The sequence below is a fragment of the Bythopirellula superficialaquae genome (assembly GCF_059632245.1).
This window is the reverse complement of sequence record NZ_CP197426.1, coordinates 5,422,417-5,440,029: the sequence shown is the minus strand read 5'-3', so window position 1 is coordinate 5,440,029 and position 17,613 is coordinate 5,422,417. Positions and strand designations below refer to the sequence as shown.

Sequence of the window (17,613 nt, the reverse complement as noted above, 5' to 3'; positions counted from 1 at the left end):
CACCATGGGTGACAATTCGTACATCCCAGCATAAACTGACAAATGAGAAGGGGTTCGGCTGGCAGCCTGGGGGGCAGCCTGTTCTTCGGCCGAGCACGAGGCGCGATGAAAGTTGATCCGAAATATGGCTGCTATCCTTGGTGGCCGGAAGATGGCAACGATTGGGTCCATCCCGAGGACGTGGAGCTTGCTCGGCAAATGATTCCGAGCCAGCGCATCTTTCGCCGCGATGGCGAAGAGAATCCTTATGTGATTCTCCACTACGGCGACGTTCGCTTGCGCGTGATGCGCACGCTGTGGCAAGAGGTTGTGCCCGAAGGTTTTGAAATCGGCGACTGGGTCGAAGTTTTGTCGCGCGGTTATCGCAATACGCCTCGCACGGCAGTGATCAAAGAAATCACGTGGGACGGCAACGCCCGGGCGATTCGCTATCAAGTCGCCGAGAACGAACAACTCGTTCCGAATCAATATAGTGCCGAGGATCTGCGGCACGTCGAGCCGACACGATATTGAAGTGGCACATCAATAAGACGCTAAGCCGCAAGCGGTTGCTCGCGGCTTAGCGTCTGTACTCAAGGTGCCAATCATGGTGTCAATGCGATGCGGCCGTGGATTCACGACTAGAGGTTTCCCCGAAATCGATGATGAATCAATCGCCGCGTTTCACACGGCCGCACTTACGGATTCGAGCTGCGGAATATAGTCCCCTCCGCTACTCGAGAATTGAATCTACTCAGAATGTAATGAGGGGTTACAAGTGAAGCAACTAAATTGTTGGATTGTTTTCGCGAATGAATCAGTGGTAGCGCCAGCGGTGAAAACCACCATGAAAAATCCCAGGGATTGCAGTCCCTGGGATTTGCGAATGTTCAAAATCTGCACATTATCTTTCTGCGTATTTCCCGTCTTCCAGGCCGAGTTTTTTCATCTTTTTGTAGAGCGTCGTGCGGTTCACGCCCAATGAGTCAGCCGTGGCATTGCGGTTCCAATTGTTCGACTCGAGCACATCAAGAATGATCTGCCGCTCGGGTTCTTCAAGAGCCTCTTTGAGCGTTCGGCTACCCACTCGCGACATGGTCATCGTGGGACCACCAGCAATCTCGCGTGGCAAATCCGCGGGGACGATGACTTCCCCCTTGCCCAGCAACACGGCCCGCTCGACGACGTTTTGCAACTCACGGATATTGCCCGGCCATGGATACGATTCAAGGGCCAGCAAGGCTTCGTCGCTGAAACCTGTCACGGGACGGTTTGTATCTTCGCGAAGTTCGGCAAGGAAGGTTTGTGCCAACAGCGGAATATCGCTGCGACGTTCCCGCAATGCGGGCAGCTCGACGTTGATCACGTTGATGCGGTAGTACAAATCCTGACGGAACCTGCCGGCAGCAACTGCTTGGGCCAAATCTTCGTTCGTGGCTAAGATCACGCGCACATCGACTTTGAATGTCTTCGAGCCGCCGACTTGTTCAAACTCGAGTTCTTGCAGCACGCGAAGTAACTTCACTTGCATCGCGGGGCTGGCTGTGCCGATTTCGTCGAGAAAGATCGTGCCGCCGTTGGCTTGCATGAACTTGCCGATCTTATCGCCCGTGGCACCCGTGAAGGCACCAGCGACGTGGCCGAACAATTCGCTTTCAAGCAAATTTTCGGGCAGCGCGCCACAAGCAACTTCGATAAATGGTTTGCCGCTGCGTCCGCTTTGGCGGTGAATCGCGCGGGCAATCATCGATTTACCCGTGCCGCTTTCACCCGTGATTAAAACCGTGGCTTTGGTGTCGGCCACGCTGGTGACCATATCAAACACGCGTAGCATCCGCGGGTCTTGTCCAACGACGCTGTCCATCGCGTGATGCTTGTCGAGTTGCTTGCGCAGCTGCTTGTTTTCTTCAATCACTTCGCGTTGTGCGAAGGCGCGCTCAATCGTCATCAACAATTCTTCGTCGATGAGCGGCTTGGTGAGATAATCAAACGCACCCGAACGGAGCGCTTCGACCGCGGAATCGCCATCGCCGTAGCCGGTCATCAGCACGACGTTGGTTTGAGGAAAGCCGCGGCGAATCTGTTCGAGCAGATCGAAGCCATCGCCGTCTTGCAGACGAACGTCGACGAGCGCCAATTCATAAGACTTGCGGCGCAACTTGTCGAGGGCGTCGGCATAGCCGGTGGACGTTTCGACTTGCAGACTTTGACTGCGAAGCCAATCGGCCATTGATTCGAGGACGTGACGGTCGTCGTCAACCAACAACATGGAACCTTGAAACATGGTGCGAGATACTCCCCGGCGTGAAGCGGTAGAAATTTCGCGAGAAACTTCCAGCGCAAATGCAAATGTGGTCTGGTGCAACCAAATCGCTTCGCGGGTGCAAAGCATGTGAAACGGCGACCTGCCGCTGGGGAGTGGCGGAAACAGGCGATTACCGGTGGGGAGATTTCACAATGGGTTGTCGCTAAATATCTACGTTACGAAGAGGCAGCGGTCAAAAAATCGACGCCGAAGTTGCGACAAGAGGTTCCGATTTTAACGACTGCGCATGAAACGGCCGCGATCAGACCTGATCGCCGGTTACGAAAAATCGCCGGCGGCACGTGGCCGACACAACGAGTGCCGGGTAGTTGCCTGCTCACCCAAAACCACGGCCGCCGACGAAAAAGGTTGCTGTGGTTACGGTGCTAAGCGAGAAGCCGCGAAAAGTGTTACAAGAAAAGTTAGCCGCGAGGCAAGCGAGTCGGAGACGAGCGCGGATTGCCGCCTTACCCGTAAGCCGCTAGCAACTATTTCGCCCGAGGATGGGCCTTTTCGTAGGCCAATCGCAGATTGTTGGTGCTCACGTGCGTGTAGATTTGAGTGGTCACCAAACTCTTATGGCCTAAAAGTTCTTGCACGCTGCGGATGTCGGCTCCGCGATCCAAGAGATGAGTCGCAAAACTATGCCGCAGGGTGTGCGGGCTCGTGCGGCCATCAAGTCCTGCTTGCGCGAGATACTTTTCCAACATGCGGCCCACACTCCGCGTAGTGAGCCGCGTTCCCAGGCGATTCACAAACACGGGCGCTTCGCGGCCCTGTTTTTCGTTCTTTGCTAAGGTGCGTTCCGCGAGCCAATCTTTGAGCGCTTTCGCAGCGAATGAACCCAGCGGGGCGAGCCGTTCCTTGCGGCCTTTGCCGCGGACTTTCACAATCCCTTGCGCGAAGTCGAGATCGCCGTCGTTGAGATCCACGAGCTCGCTCACCCGCAAACCACCTGAGTACAGCGTTTCGAGGATCGCACGATCGCGGAGCGCCATCGCGGTCTTACCTTGAGGTGCGCTCAGCAGCTTGCCCACTTCGTCGGTCGAAAGAAAATGCGGCAGCTTGTGCGACTTGCGGGGATTGCGCAGCGCCGTGGCGGGATTGGTCTTGGCCCAACCGTCGCGCTGGCCGAAGCGATAGAAGCTCCGCAACGCCGCGAGCTTGCGCGCGATGGAAGTCTTCGCGTAGCCGGCTTCGTGCATCGCCGAAAGGAAACCGCGAAGTTCCATCGGCGTGATCGCGGCCGGTTCGGGGCAGCTGCCATCTTCTTCGCTGTAATAATCGGCGAACGCGGTGAGATCCTCGCGGTAGCTCTTGAGCGTGTAATGCGATGCGCCCCGTTCAATCTGCAAGTGACGCAAGAATTGAGCGATTTGGCGTTGCATCTTTGTAGAGGCCAGAGGCGAGAGGTCGGTGGTCAGGATAAGAAGTCGGAGTCATGAAATCTGATCTCAGACGTCTGGCCGCCGACCTCTTTCTGCTACTCTTCAAAATCAAGCGGCTGCGTCAGCGAGATGCGATTCTTGGGTTTGGCTTCGCTCTTGGCTTCGTGCGTCATCTGACGAATCTTTTGGCTCAGCACGGCGGCGTCGTACCAACTGAAACTCAATTCAGGATTCGAAGCGTACCGACCAAGCACACGCAGAGCCTCGGCCCGTTGCGAGTCGTCGTACAAAAAAATGTAGCGCTCTTGGCCTTTGACCAGGGCTAACACATTGATGTCGTCATCGTTCACAGTTGCAGCTCTCCGTGCGGCAGCGCGGGGGGAAGCTCTGCATCCATAGTGCCGGTCCATGGCAGCAGGGACATACGCGGGGTTCGCTCGAATAGGGGTCACTACTCGGGCAATGGGGTCCGAGCCTCCGGCTCGGTGGAAACTTCATTCCGGCGAGAACAGTTTCCTTACGCCTCTATCGGCTTTCAGGCCATGCCCACAACACCCGTGTTTTTCGCGCCCCACCGCGCGCTGACAGCATTTCGGAGATATGCATGTGACAGCAGAAGCGGATGAAGTCGTCGCTGCGTTGCAAGTAAGCCTCCCAGCCACCGAAGCGTGCATCGTCTCTATGATAAACATAGCCTTTTAATGCTTCGGTGAGGTCGCGATCGGTCCCGCGATAGATCCGCGTGTGCATCAGTACGGGCCCATTGTTGGGCATGCAAGCGGGCCGTTCTGTGTCTGAAAGTGGTGGCGCAAAGCCCACTCCACCTTCCCAAGTGAGTGGGTATGGGGTGATTGTTCCGCCTGGTCCGTTTGTGAGGCATGGTCCTTCCATGCCTGCTGCGGAAGAATTCCCGACGCACATCGCTGCTGGCGCTCCTTGCGCTGGCATAGCTTGGGCTGGCATTGTTTCCGCGGGCGTGGGTGCCGTCAGGGGGAGCTCTTCAGTCGCTTGCACCAATCGCAATTCATTCGAAGTGCTGGTACTGCTATGTTCTTCCAACAAGCTTTCGCGCGATTCGAGTTCGTAAGTTTCGGAATCGCTTTGCGGTGGCGTGGCTGGCGTGGGCGACTTGCCTGGTGCCGGCAACGGTTGGATCACTTGATCGCAAGCCGGTGCCTGCCCTTCCATTTGCGCGCGAGCCAGCGACATCTTCGCTTCATACACGAGCGAATCCGGGATGAACTCTTCCTCGGGCGTGTACCACGGCAAGCCATAGCCAGCAGGAATTTCGTGGAAGCCGGGATTGGCTGTGTACCATTCGACGCGCAAGCCGAGCCGCGGCGGATAGTAAGGCGTATAGTCGGTGACCGAACCAATGATGACGGCATCGACGCCCAATATCTGCGCCAGCCGACGTGCTTCGCCAGGGCCAGCCAGATCGATGCGATGCAGGATGATCGCTTCTTCGACGACGTTCACCGGCACGACTTCAAAGCCGGGCGTCTTTTGCAACTCGGCGAAGTAAGCCATCGCCACCGCGCGACCGTCGAGAGTCGGTTCGTCGCTTTGATTGAAGAAAGGTGCTATCGCCACAACGCTCAGTTGTGGGAACGGATTGCGGATCACGGGCTCGTCGCTAATCGTGGGCAGCACCAAGCTGCAACCCGACTGCGCGAGCAGCATTCCGCACATCAGAAGTAAGACAAGCGTGCCACGCATGGTGGTCGACGTTCCAACGTGAAAGGTAGCCCCCCTTTCAAATTGGCCACAGCGCGGCGTAATGCCACACAGTGTTGTCGGTATCTTCGGCAGAGCCGGCAGAGTCGCTGCAAGAAAACGTTGTCAAATCAACCAAAATGCCGGCACTGCTAGCGGAGCCAGAGCTTTTTTCAGTTTATGAAACGGGTGCCAGGGGTGGCTTGCCCACCCGTGTCTTCGAGTTCAACCGTGTCGTCTAGGCACTGCTGGACAAGCCAGCAGTGGCACCCCGCGTAATCCTCGGCATTCTCTCGAAGCGGCCAACGAACTCTCTGTTTTTTGCCCAAGCGGCCAAGCTTTGCCGAAGGGGACAAGAAATAGAGTGGCTCCAAGGCGGAGGGCGGAAGGGGGAAATCTCACTTCAGCGCGTACCGATGGCGCTGACCTATCTGGCTAAAAGCTGACAGCTAATGGCTAAGAGCTTCCTGGTTGTCAAAGAACATGCCGTCACTCTGGCACGCAAGCTTTTCAGCACTTTGCTTGGCCGAACGCTCAGGGCTGACGGCTTTGCTCGCATTATCGTGAATTATGGACGGATGTACACATTCATTTTTGGCCGGGGGGCGCGCTGCGCATATTCATTAGGACACGAACGAACTGTTGTCAAAACTCTGGAACTCCGCAAATATTCAAAAATAAAACGGAGATGAAAAGCCATGGACAGTCGTCTAGTAACTGGCTGCGATTTTCATTGAGAGTAGTTGCTCAAGCAAATCTAATTCCTCCGCGAAGTCAGGGCTCAATTTGTGTTCTGATTTCTTTGCGCAGTCGAGAAGCGATTCTTGAGCTAGTGAAGTGGGTACTAGACCGAGAGCAAATTTTGCAACGGTAGAGTCAGTGTCAGAAAGCAATTGATTGACTAAGAATTCGTCCAGATTTATCGGCAGACTGTCGAGTTGTTCAATCGCATTACAGCGTCGCTCGGATATTTCGGCGGAATCGTTTGCAATACTGAGCAATTGGAGGACATTAAGTGTCTCATCTGCGGCAACAAGAGATTTCGATAAGAATTCGATGGGATTACTGCTCAGGAGTGCTGCGGGAAGGGTGGAAATTAAAAATTGGCTTGCCGGCTGTCCAATCCCCAACGCGCCATTGATTCCATTCGCCTGACCGCGTCGATTCACAATGAATAGCGGCTTGCGCGCTGCAATAGTAGCTGCTTGATCGCGAATATGACGATCACGAAATGAAGAGCCAATGAAAACGGCGAAGTCGCAGCTGTCTACGGCAGTCAAAAATGCGTGCGACATTCGAGGGTATGGTGCGTTATTGAGTAGCTTTTCTCTCGAAGGTAGAACCATCGAGGAGCAAAGCTCTTCATTGCTTTGCAGTCTCAGGGTGCCCCGACCAAACAAAGGCATAGGGTGTCGAAGCTTCTGCGGATCGCCGGAGCTAGTGTCTGAATACCAATCAGTAGAGCCATGCAGCTTTACTATTTGCGGAGCAATGGGATTCTCTAGAAAACCTCTCCATGGCGCAAGTTCTCTGCCAGTAAAATCTGCAAAGCCATCATCGAGCTTTATGCCTTCGGCATTGGCGGCAAGTTCAATTGCTCGATCATAGTTGGTGGTAACGAAAGTTATAGAATGTCCCTTCATGGCCCTTAGAGTGGGTCCCCACATTAGATGAGCATCAGAAGATGATATTTTTTCTGCCGCATGTTGTACGAACCACTCCACTTCAGCTCGGAGTGTCTGTACCTGCTCTATGGGGAGACTATTGCTAAGTGTCTCGATGGCTTTGCTGGCTGTTGTAAGGTTGTCTAAGTTTTCAATTAAGAATTCTACATCGCACGTATGACCCATTATTTGCTTAGCCAACGCAAACTCAATGTTCCATTGCTCGCAATGAGTTAAGAAATCAGTGGCTAACCCTGCCATGGCCGGTACACCAAGCTCTACTGATGTTCCTGCACCTGCAAAAAGGAGCACTTTCAATTTAAAAGCCCTCTAATGTATCTGCGTTTGACAAGGCCCAAATACTCCGTTGTGCCTCCAAATTTCCGTATTGAGGCCGCAGCTTCCGAGATATGTGTGTGAGAGTGACGGGCAACGATGGCTATGAGAGACCATCTTCCCGTGTTAGCTGAGATCGCCTCGTCGACGATCGTTTTCCCTATGTTGTGATCAATATTTATGATAAGTCTCGTCGACAGTCTTAGGATTGGCGGTCCTTCAGCACCGATTCTTACGAGTTCGACAGATGGACTGTGCACATATAAAGTAGCAACCGGTGTTATCTCCTGGAGGATCTGCTCGGCTCCTGTTTCTATGTCAACGACTGGATCGAGTTCCGAAGAAAAAACACTGGCTATTAATTCGGACGTTGAGAAAAATGAGTACTTTAAATCTCTTAGCCACTGTTTATCGACGCGTACGCCACGAATTAAGGTTCTGTTTGTATTTCGGAGGAGTCTGGCCGCAGCCTTGGTGAGTTCCGAATTGCGTTCGTTGTTCTTCAGCGGCGAAATGTATATTGGTTTTGGGAGCGTAAGAAGCTTTTCGAGTGAGATGGAAGTCCAGTTATTGCCTACCCCAAGTTCGAATGCGGGAAATGCGCGAAAGACGGTATCGCACAACCGATTCGTTTCGGCATAGGCAGGTGTTCTAGGGATTGATAGCCACAGCGTTGCCCATCTTCGCGCGTCCCATTTCTCCAAAGTGCCACTAGAAAAAGCTTCCGCGAGGCGCTCTGCAAGTGATCTTAGTATCCTTGGATGAGCTTGCGTAAGGACCTCTTCTACCTCTTGTGCGAAGTTGTCTTGAACAAAGCCTTCTCGATTTAATCTGGGTCTAAAGTGTTTGGGATCAACGTGTATTGAGCCATCAATGCCCCAGAGTTTAGACACAGTAAATTCTTGGACAAAAACACCTCGGTAGAGAACAGAAATTGTGGAACTGCCTGACATATTCCCCCAACCTAGCGGTTCTGAGACAGGTCCAAGATGGGCGTGTTCGATCCAGTTCGGCAGGTTCAGTTCTATAATATCGTCAGGTCTGGCAGATCCGCCTTGACTTAGCTCCTTACCGTCAGAAAGGTCTACAGCAATCAAACCTTCAACATCGCGGCACCAATGTGGAAAGCTAGATTTGATAGTTTTGAACGTACTTTCGTCACGAATTCTTATCGTCACCCTTGTTCCCTGCTCGTGGAGGCTAACGTCAAACGGCTTCGCTTGACCACCGCCGAGCATTTCGCGCGAAAACTCTAGTCCAATCGGCATTGAGGAGCCACCGCAGGTTTCTATCGAAAATGTATCTCCTGCCATGAAATAGCTCACAACTCCTATACCGAATTCTCCAACTGCGTCGCTATCCTCTAGTTTAGATGCAGAAGCGCCAACTCGCGTGAAAAGTTCACTTACCGCCGTCTTGTCCATCCCGTCACCATTGTCTTTGACTGACAATGTCAACGAATCTCGACAGAACTCAACACGAATGTCTGTTGGGAGTGTCGGTTCATTGATGCGTCGTCTTTGGCATGCATCAATTGCGTTCAGAACCGCCTCTCTCAGAGCCGCACTTGCATTAGAATAAAAGCGATCACCAGTTAGGAGATTTAGAATCTTTTCTTGATCAAGCGTGAAGCTAGGTGGCCAAGCTAATTCTGCACTCATTTCACCATCAGCAGGTGTACCTGCGTCTGACTGCAAGCTTACGTTTTGCGACATAACCAATGACGACTTTGGAAGTTTGGAGATTGACCTGCTGGATACCCAGGACTTTAACACTATAAGTAAAGGGTCTAATAAGAAAAAGCAAGTACATACGTTCTAAAGCGTTAAGGAATTGCTCCTCTGCTGGAGTAGAGCCAACTACCTGCGGACTAAGGGTTAGATTCTCAGTTAGTCATCGATCAACGATTAATACTTTATCCGAATTCCTTTACTCAAGTGCTTGTGCCATAATCATCACCAGGCCTTTGCGGAAAGTCCTGACTTTCCCTAAGCCCTTCAGGCACCGGCCGTCCCGTGTATCGCTCAACTGACATTCACCGACGCCGTGTTTACCGCGTGCTGAAGCGATCAATAGCCAAGCCCTCAAAGAATTGAAACGTAGAGAATCCCCATGAGTAAAAAAGTTCCCGCTGGTGCTGTGCAAGATGCCACCGCTGGTCCGTATTCGCCGGTCCTGGAGGTGCGTGCTGATACGCTGGTTGTGATATCCGGCCAAGTCGCCGTGGACCTCGAAGGGAACATCGTTGGTGAGACCATCGAGGAACAAACGCGGGCGACGTTGGAAAATTGCCGCCTCCAGTTGGCCACGGCGGGTTGCGATTTCAACGACGTGTTCAAGGTGAGCGTGTTTCTGGCCGACATGGAGGATTGGTCGCGATTCAACGACGTGTACGTTGCGCACATGCCGGACCCCAAACCAGTGCGCACGACGATCGGCTGCGTGCTGTATCCAGGTTTTCTTGTGGAAATCGAGATGTGGGCCGCCAAGCCAGCATGACGTGGCGTTCTTCGTCGCCCCTGGAACAGATTCCGCTATAATATCTCTCATGTTTCACTGGGATCAGGGTCTGTTTCTCACTCAAGCGGGGCTCGCGCTCGACGTTACGCGGCGGCAGAAGGTCGGCTTTGTTTCGCATGCCCATGCCGATCACATCGCGCGGCATGAGTTGGCTCTCTGCACGTCGGCCACGTCGAAGCTCTATCAGCACCGCTTGGGATTGCGCCGAACGACCGACTTGCCGCATCGCCAGCCCGTGCCCTTCGGTCCGTTCACGCTGACGACCTATCCCGCGGGGCATTGCTTGGGCTCGGCCATGTTGCTCGCCGATGACGGCGACAAGCGTTTGCTCTTCACGGGTGATTTCAAACTGGGTCCGTCGGCGACCTGTGAAGAAGCCGAGCTTCCGCAAGCCGACATCCTGGTGATGGAATGCACGTTTGGCAAACCGAAGTATCGCATCCCGCCGCGCGAAGATGTCATCGCCGAATTGATCGAGCTTGTTCGTAAGGTGCTTGGCGAAGGACGCACGCCGGTGATTCACGCCTATGCTTTGGGCAAGTCCCAAGAAGTGACTAAGATCCTCACGCTCGCGGGGATTCCCGTGCAGCAGCATCCCGATATTTTCGCGGTGAGTCAGGTTTACAAGAAGTGCGGTATGGATCTGGGCGAGGTGTCGGTCTTCAACGGCAAACTCAAGCCCGACCACGCTGTGGTGACGCTTCCGCGCGGCATGAAAAATTTTCGCCTGACAGGGATTCAGCATCCCGTCAGCTTTCTGGTCAGCGGTTGGGCCATGGATGCGGGGGCGAAGTACCGCTACGGCGTGGACTATGCGCTCCCCTTGTCGGATCACGCCGACTTCGACCAACTTTTGGAAACGGCGGAGCGCGTCGGGGCGGCCGAAATCTATTGCACCCATGGCCCCGCCGAATTCGTGGGGCATCTCCAAGCGGCGGGCTTCAACGCCCATCCGGTCACGGGGCGTTTTCAGATGCGGATGTTTTAGAAGAACCTGACTATCTTCAGCCAGCTTGGATGATCTGTACGATAGCGTGTCGTACTTCCGAGAGCGAATGAGCTTGTAGTGCACCGATGGTCACTGTGATCAGGCTGCTATGGGCCGTGAAGAGCTTAGTTGGACGGATAAAGCTCTCGCGGTGGAGTGAACCACTGATCAAATCCGCTGTGCCGAGCGGTATCGCACGCACGTCGCCATAGGGGTTGCTGGTGATTTGACAGAGAATCCAGTCGCTGCGATCAGCACTTGCCAACACGACTGCTGGGCGTAACTTGACCGACGAAAGATCAGAGAAAGGAAATCGAACTAAGACGACTTGCCCGGCTGCAAATGTGCCCATGCAGCATCCTCCTCAGGGCGATTCCAATCTTCCGCTAACGCCCCTTCGCTCAGGAGTGCGGAATCTCGTGCCGTGGCTGGTTCGTCGAGTATCGTGACAAGTGCCCGAGTTGATATGGAAACAAGGACTGGCTCGACTAAACGGATTTCGCCTGAGGGCTCGATAATGGCTTCCACGGTCTTCATAGTGCTGTCATTTTAGTCCCACCCAGGCAGACAGTAAAGCAAAGTCGATTGAACGCGTTGTGCTCGGGGAAAGTGGCAAACTCTGTCGATTATTCCGCTGCTAGCAAATAGGACGGTCAGTCTGTAGCGTTTGTAGCGGGTGCGCCGAACGACTCAAGTCCGATGGTAACGGTTTTGCTGATTCGACCCGTCCGCGGTGGTCGAATCAAAATCACGAAGTACGACCCGCCGTGGAAGTGCTGCCCACCGCAATCGTTCATCCAGGGAAGGTTGAACTGATGCCCCGTCATCGTTCGCTGCGCCGCCGTCGCCATCGACTGCAACGTTTCACGTGTGCTTTGCACCTGTGGGTCGGTTGCGCGCTGCTCTTGTCGGGCTGCAACAAGACCGATCCCGTGGAAATGGAGCGGCTGTATTTGGAATGGTCGGGGGATGCCTCGCAGACGAACCAAGTCTGGTCAGTCGCTGTCGAAGCCGAGTCTTTACCGGCGCCCGCCATCGAATCCGTTGCCAAAGCAGCGGCGCCTGTTGCTGCCCAACCCTCGCCCTACTGGCAATTCTCAGATGATACCCGACTGGTTTGTTTGCCAAGTGTTTCCGATGATCAGCCAGCCCCAGAATTAGAATTTCCTTCGACCGTGCAAACCCTGGGCGAGGTCAATCGAGCCGAGGAAGATTTGCCGGAAGCAGAATCGACCACCGAAGGCTTCAGCTCGCCCGATGAGTTTGCCGGCTTGGATGTTCCCATGCCCGAGCCCGAAGCTGCTACCGAAGCTAAACCGCGCGTTCGTGCGATTGAAGTCCCTGCTTACAACGAACTCTCGCGCGAAGAGCGGCATCTGCTCAACGTCATCGAGCACGAAACCTTGACCGCCACCACCGGCGTGCTGACCGATGCCAAGCTCGATCAAGAATGTCGCGAGAAAATTGCCGCGGCTTACAAATTGAATCAACGCGGTGCCGCTTACGCGGCTCGCAAGCAGTTGATCGAAGTGCTGCGGCTGATTTCCCAAGCCAAGGACGCCCGCGAATCGACCCGTTCGCGCTCCGAAAGTTTGGCGGCGGGACTGCGAGCTTTGGACGAAGCCGAGGATTTTGCTCCCAGTGGTTCGCAACTTGAAGCCGAGATGAGGCTCGACATCGTCTGTGCCGCGCATCGGACGCCCCTCGCGCGGGAACTCGACCTCGCGAAAATTCTGCCCACCCAAATGATGGAACGCTATAACCGCTATGCCCAAATCAAATTGGCGGTTGCGGTTGCTGGCGAACCCGCGGGTTCGATGGCGTTGTACTCGCTGGGGAAACTCAACAGCCAACTTGGCGCCACCGAAGCCGAGCATCACCCCCATGCCACGCGCCGCGCGGTGGCCTTCCAGCAGGCGGCACTACTCGCTCACAACGAAAATTATCTTGCCGCCCATGAACTCGGCGTGCTATTGGCCGAGACGGGGCATTTCCCAGAAGCCCAACATTTGCTTTCGCAAGTCGCCGCCGAGCAACCCAACGCGGTTGTCTATCGCAATTTGGCCCGCGTGCAGGAGGAGATGGGACGGCCCCAGGACGCTCAGTCGAGCCGCACGAAGTCGCAATTGCTGGCCCAGCAAGGACGCGGCCCACGGCAAAATGTGAATTGGGTTTCGCAACAAGAATTTTCCCGCGATCAGATGAATACATTTACGACACCCGCACCGCAAGTGGCCAACCGGGCTGCTGCTCCCGCGCAGGCCGCCCCCACGACCGTTTGGCGTTAAGACACACACCATGAATTTTCCACGAATGATCCGCTGCGAAGTTTGGCTGACGCTTGTCGTGCTCCTGTGCGCGACGTTTGTGCATGCGCAGGAATGCGTGAACCCGGCGGCCCCCTTTCCGATTTGGTCGGTCGATAGCACATCGGGAGTCGGTCAGGGCGAAGTGGGGTGGAAAGCTCGCACGCACAGCGTCGATTGGCAATCCTACGCCCAGGGCGAGTACGTCGGACATGCCCGCACGCCCCATGTGCCCGAGTATAGGCTGCGGGTGGACGATCAGATTGCCTTCGTGTTTCGTCTGACTCGTGAAGAAACATCGACGCCCTACGAACTGCAAGTCGGCGACGTCGTCCGCGTGGAATCGCTCACGGGCGATACGGCCCCCTCAGCGAGTGTAAGCGACAACTCCGGTTCCGGGGATCGCATTTTTCGTGAACTCGAAGTTCAACCTGACGGCACGATTACGCTCCCGTTGTTGGGACAAGTCCGCGCGGCACGGATGACTGTTGATGGTCTTCGCGAGCACCTAGAAGAGCTATATAAGAAATATTACAAGGTCCCTGCGATCACGGTCACGCCGATCAAAGTCAACACGCGCCTGCAAGACTTGATCGCCTCGGTCGACGCGCGGCAAGGCGTGGGTGGTATCAATCTCAAACTGACGGTCACCCCGGCGGGCAAGGTTTACATGCCCGGCATTGGTGCCTTGTGTGCCCAAGGGCTGACGCTCGAAGAGTTGAGCGACGAGATTGATGCCCGTTATAATGCGACGATTCCCGGCGTCGACGTTACGCCCGTGCTCGATCAACGGGCGCCGCGTTATGTGTATGTCCTGGGTGAAGTCGTCAAACCGGGGCAATACACGCTCACCGGTCCCACGACTTTGATGGGAGCCCTCGCGATGGCCGGTGGTTGGCAGCCCGGCGCCAATTTGCGTCAGGTCGTTGTGTTTCGTCGGGGTGACGATTGGCGGCTCATGGCGACGATGCTCGACATCAAGGGCGCACTCTACGGCCGCCGCCCTGCCCCGGCCGACGAAATTTGGCTGAATGATTCCGATATCGTGGTCGTGCCCAAGACGCAAATTCAAGCGACAGACGAGTTCATTCAGCAGTACTTCACACGCGGTTTGTACAGCTTGTTCCCTCAATTTGCTTTCGGGCAGTTTAACTTCGATAACTTCCGCACGATCGCGATTGAGTAGTTTTGAACGCGCATAAAAAAAGCCACCGTACATTGAAGCACGGTGGCTCTATCGAGAATTTGTCAACAATTAACGATTGCTCGCTTGTTGCGATTCGAGTTCTTGGCACAACTGCTTGGCATGATCCAAGTGTTGCTGCACGGTTTGCTCAGATTCTTTGATGATCGAAGCCAGCTCAGGCGAAGCATGTTGCTGGCTGGCTTTCAGCTTGGCAAGCATGCCTACGTGGGCGCCAACTTGGCTGCCGGCAAACGCCTTGTCAAATTCGGCACCCTGCTTATCTTGCATCATCGATTTGGTCATCGACAAGCATTCTTGAGCCGCTTGGCGGTTCATTTGCAGAACTTGATTGAGCGCACCGCTGCTGGCCATGTTGCTGCTGCTGTTGCTACTGTTGATATCAACTTTGTTTGCAGTGTAGCGCTGAGCGGTCGAGGGTTGATTCGACGCATACTGCTCACCTTCCGCTGAACGGGCAGCTTCGCCCGAACGATCTGCCGTCGCATCGACATTCACGTTCAAGCCCATGCTTTGATTGGCATGTTGCTGCAGCTTTTGAATCGCCTGTTGATGATCGTCGATCAATTTTTGAGCGAATTGCTTGACCTGCTCATTTTCGGCCCGATCAACAGCTTCTTGAGCCAGTGCGACTTCTTCTTGATTGCCAATCAACAAGCAAGTCGCGATAAATTGATCGAGATTGGCATTGTTGCTGGCCGTATTGTTTTCGATGGTATCACCGATGCGTTCGACCACGCCTTCGCGATTCGCGCGACGGTCTTGGCGATTGTCTTGGCGTTGGTCACGATTCTCGCTGAGTTGATCGCGGCGATCTTCGACACGATCACCGCGATTGACATCGGCATCGATGTCGACTTGGGTTTGGGCCATCGCCAAATTGCAACAAACGAGCCCCAACACCAAGGCTGAATACCTAACTACTCTCATGATCGTTCTCCCTCTGAAACACGGGTCTGGGAAACACCACGCAGCTTGGACAAATTCTCTTGTTTTGCGAGCATTCGCTCAGCCGCGACAATGAATGAGCAAAACTTAAGAAGCATCTCTCGTGCCGACGAGAGAAATTGGCGAATCTTTGATCGCTCTGAAAATGACCGACGAATACTGCGAAGAATGGCCTGCGGTGATTCGCGTGGTTGGTAGTGATTCAGCTCATGGCGAACCGCAAGCAGACAAGGTGATTGCCGACGAGACATGCATGGTGGCTTATTGTTCGCCGAACAACCTCCTTCCGCGAAAACACATATATCACAATAGTAACGACAAGACCGTCTTTGTATTGCAAAACGCACAGTTGAATTTTGAAACTTGGTTGATCCCCCTCCCTTGCGGGAGGGGTTAGGGGGAGTTGTAAAAGGCATTTGCTATCACAACCCCTGCTGGCAGCTCTTCTTGGTCACGCTTCCACCACAATTTCTGGTGTTGGTGGAAAGCCTTGCCGATTAAGTAGAGTGTTCCGTCGTCTTTTGCGGCGAACCCTTTTCTATTTGGGCGGTTTCTCCGATGGCTTTTGGCGGCGCACACGGCTGGTTAGCGTCTCTCACGACGATGTTGTTCGTCGTTCTGTACGCGCCATTGGCGTTCGCCCAGCTGGAACTACCGCCCGTTGCCGAAGAAGAATCAATTGACAATCTGGAAGAAGCACCGCTGCAGGTGGCGATGCAACAACCGCTGGAATACGCGCTCGAGGATGATCCTGGGCTAATTCAGAACGCGCCGGATGCGTATCGCGATTACGATACTTATCGCTGCACGGCTCCGCAATTTCCGAGCTACTATTTCAATCCCGCGTATTACAACACGCCCGACATCGGTGCGCGGGCCCTGCCCGACTACGCTCCTGGGGGTTACGAACCTCGCGATTATCAAGACGCGCCGGGAGTGCCGGAATTTTCACGGATCACCACGCCGGTTCGCGTCAGCACAGGATCTGGCAACTATGTGACGCAAGGGATGTTCCCCGGTTCGTTCCTCGTGCCGGGATCAACCACCTCATTCCGCTTCCGTGGCTTCGCACGGTTGATGGCCTTGGGCGACTTCAATCCCATGGGCAGCACCGATGCCTTTGTGCCGAACACGATTCCGGTGCCGCAGGAAGAAGGCCGCAATTTCAACGTGAGCGCTCGGATGAGCCGATTTGGCCTTGAATCATGGACACCGACGACTTTCCGCGATTGGAATGTTCACACGTTTATCGAAGGGGACTTCTTCAACGGCCCGGCTCAAGCGGCTGGTGGCGGCGGCAATCCGTTTCGTTTGCGGCACGCCTTTGTCGACTTCGGCATCTTTCGCTTCGGCCAACAAAATTCCGCGTTCATGGACGCCCAGAACTGGCCGAGCCTGGTTGATTTCAATGGCCCCAACGGGTGGATCAACCAACGGCAGCCATCGCTGCGGATGACGTTGCCGCTTGCCGACCGCTTGTTTTGGGCCACCGCGATGGAACGGCCCTTCTCGGATATTACGACCAGTGGATTAGGTACGGCCGTTCAAGAAGTTCCTGACTTCAGCACGCACTTGAGATTTGAAGCCACGCGCGGGCATTTGCAAGTTTCTTCGTTGTTGCGTTCGATCGGCTATCGACCCACGGGCGGAGAAACGGAAACCGAAACCGGGGTGGGCATCAGCGGCAGCGCGGTGATTCATCCGTGGGCCATGTTGATGTGTACCGACCCCGTCCACGATCCCGATCCCTCGGGACTCACGCGGAGCCGGATGTTGATGCAATGCACGTGGGGCCCGGGCATCGGCCGTTATGTGCAAGACCTCGTCGGCCAAGGGCTCGACGGGCAAGTGAACCCGATCACCGGAGAATTTGAATTGGTTGATGCACTGGGTTGGAACGCGAGTTACGAACATTGGTTCAACGCAAACTGGTTGTGCAACACGACCTACTCGCAAGCTCACGCCGACGACAACATCGGCCAGCCGGGTACGACTTATGAATCGGGCACCTATCTGGCCACCAGTTTGTGGTGGCTCCCCATTCCACGGTTGTCGTGTGGCATCGAATATCTGTGGGGCGAGCGCGTGAATTTCAACGGCCAATCCGCCGACGCCAACCGCATCGACGCCCTGCTGCAATACAACTTCTAAGTGTGTGAAAATCACAGCTTTTCACGGGGAATCAACCACCTTTCCACTGGTGGTCACCAAACAGCCAGATTATAAATGATCGTGTGCTTGGCGACGGAACGGCCAACA

Annotated in this window: 15 protein-coding genes; 6 read left to right on the top strand and 9 right to left on the bottom strand. The window is 54.7% G+C overall.

The genetic code is table 11. The features are described from left to right. The first annotated feature begins 105 nt into the window (after nucleotides 1-105). Nucleotides 106-513, top strand: a complete 408-nt coding sequence (locus tag SH678x_RS22495; RefSeq protein ID WP_496923095.1) for a DUF6960 family protein — start codon at nucleotides 106-108, stop codon at nucleotides 511-513. A 370-nt stretch (nucleotides 514-883) separates the two neighbouring features. On the opposite strand, the gene SH678x_RS22490 is transcribed toward SH678x_RS22495, so the two are convergent. From SH678x_RS22490 to SH678x_RS22465, 6 genes are all read right to left on the bottom strand, one after another. Continuing rightward, nucleotides 884-2,263 (bottom strand): sigma-54-dependent transcriptional regulator, encoded by a 1,380-nt coding sequence (locus SH678x_RS22490; RefSeq protein ID WP_496920712.1) that lies wholly within the window; start codon nucleotides 2,261-2,263, stop codon nucleotides 884-886. Nucleotides 2,264-2,772: 509 nt separating this feature from the next. Continuing rightward, nucleotides 2,773-3,672 carry a tyrosine recombinase XerC gene (gene xerC / locus SH678x_RS22485; protein WP_496920711.1) on the bottom strand — a complete coding sequence of 300 codons (900 nt, stop codon included), beginning with the start codon at nucleotides 3,670-3,672 and terminating at the stop codon, nucleotides 2,773-2,775. A gap of 95 nt (nucleotides 3,673-3,767) precedes the next feature. Continuing rightward, the gene (locus SH678x_RS22480) at nucleotides 3,768-4,022 is read right to left on the bottom strand and encodes a hypothetical protein (RefSeq protein WP_496920710.1); all 255 of its coding nucleotides are present in this window, start codon (nucleotides 4,020-4,022) and stop codon (nucleotides 3,768-3,770) included. Nucleotides 4,023-4,197: 175 nt separating this feature from the next. Further along, nucleotides 4,198-5,391 (bottom strand): hypothetical protein, encoded by a 1,194-nt coding sequence (locus SH678x_RS22475; protein WP_496920709.1) that lies wholly within the window; start codon nucleotides 5,389-5,391, stop codon nucleotides 4,198-4,200. Nucleotides 5,392-6,098: 707 nt separating this feature from the next. Beyond that, nucleotides 6,099-7,364 carry an SIR2 family protein gene (locus tag SH678x_RS22470; RefSeq protein WP_496923094.1) on the bottom strand — a complete coding sequence of 422 codons (1,266 nt, stop codon included), beginning with the start codon at nucleotides 7,362-7,364 and terminating at the stop codon, nucleotides 6,099-6,101. A 2-nt stretch (nucleotides 7,365-7,366) separates the two neighbouring features. Continuing rightward, a complete protein-coding gene (locus tag SH678x_RS22465; protein ID WP_496920708.1) occupies nucleotides 7,367-9,103 on the bottom strand; it encodes an ATP-binding protein in 1,737 nt (578 codons plus the stop codon). A 397-nt stretch (nucleotides 9,104-9,500) separates the two neighbouring features. Here SH678x_RS22465 and SH678x_RS22460 point away from each other — a divergent pair, with 397 nt between their 5' ends. Both SH678x_RS22460 and SH678x_RS22455 read left to right on the top strand, forming a co-directional pair. Continuing rightward, on the top strand, nucleotides 9,501-9,887 hold the full coding sequence (locus SH678x_RS22460) for a RidA family protein (protein ID WP_496920707.1): 387 nt from the start codon (nucleotides 9,501-9,503) through the stop codon (nucleotides 9,885-9,887). Nucleotides 9,888-9,936: 49 nt separating this feature from the next. Continuing rightward, the gene (locus tag SH678x_RS22455) at nucleotides 9,937-10,896 is read left to right on the top strand and encodes a hypothetical protein (RefSeq protein ID WP_496920706.1); all 960 of its coding nucleotides are present in this window, start codon (nucleotides 9,937-9,939) and stop codon (nucleotides 10,894-10,896) included. 16 nt (nucleotides 10,897-10,912) lie between these two features. Here the strand turns inward: SH678x_RS22455 and SH678x_RS22450 are convergent, their stop codons facing one another. Further along, nucleotides 10,913-11,248: a type II toxin-antitoxin system PemK/MazF family toxin gene (locus SH678x_RS22450; protein ID WP_496920705.1), complete on the bottom strand. Its 336-nt coding sequence runs from the start codon at nucleotides 11,246-11,248 to the stop codon at nucleotides 10,913-10,915. Beyond that, entirely contained in the window at nucleotides 11,215-11,433 is a 219-nt protein-coding gene (locus SH678x_RS22445) for a hypothetical protein (protein ID WP_496920704.1), read from the bottom strand. Before SH678x_RS22445 ends, SH678x_RS22450 begins: the two co-directional genes overlap by 34 nt. Before the next feature lie 278 nt (nucleotides 11,434-11,711). On the opposite strand from SH678x_RS22445, the gene SH678x_RS22440 reads away from it, so the two are divergent. Beyond that, a complete protein-coding gene (locus tag SH678x_RS22440; RefSeq protein ID WP_496920703.1) occupies nucleotides 11,712-13,184 on the top strand; it encodes a tetratricopeptide repeat protein in 1,473 nt (490 codons plus the stop codon). A gap of 10 nt (nucleotides 13,185-13,194) precedes the next feature. Continuing rightward, nucleotides 13,195-14,388: a polysaccharide biosynthesis/export family protein gene (locus SH678x_RS22435; RefSeq protein ID WP_496920702.1), complete on the top strand. Its 1,194-nt coding sequence runs from the start codon at nucleotides 13,195-13,197 to the stop codon at nucleotides 14,386-14,388. Nucleotides 14,389-14,457: 69 nt separating this feature from the next. On the opposite strand, the gene SH678x_RS22430 is transcribed toward SH678x_RS22435, so the two are convergent. After that, the gene (locus SH678x_RS22430) at nucleotides 14,458-15,336 is read right to left on the bottom strand and encodes a DUF4142 domain-containing protein (RefSeq protein ID WP_496920701.1); all 879 of its coding nucleotides are present in this window, start codon (nucleotides 15,334-15,336) and stop codon (nucleotides 14,458-14,460) included. A gap of 576 nt (nucleotides 15,337-15,912) precedes the next feature. On the opposite strand from SH678x_RS22430, the gene SH678x_RS22425 reads away from it, so the two are divergent. Then, nucleotides 15,913-17,505 (top strand): DcaP family trimeric outer membrane transporter, encoded by a 1,593-nt coding sequence (locus tag SH678x_RS22425; protein WP_496920700.1) that lies wholly within the window; start codon nucleotides 15,913-15,915, stop codon nucleotides 17,503-17,505. The last annotated feature ends 108 nt before the right edge of the window (nucleotides 17,506-17,613 follow it).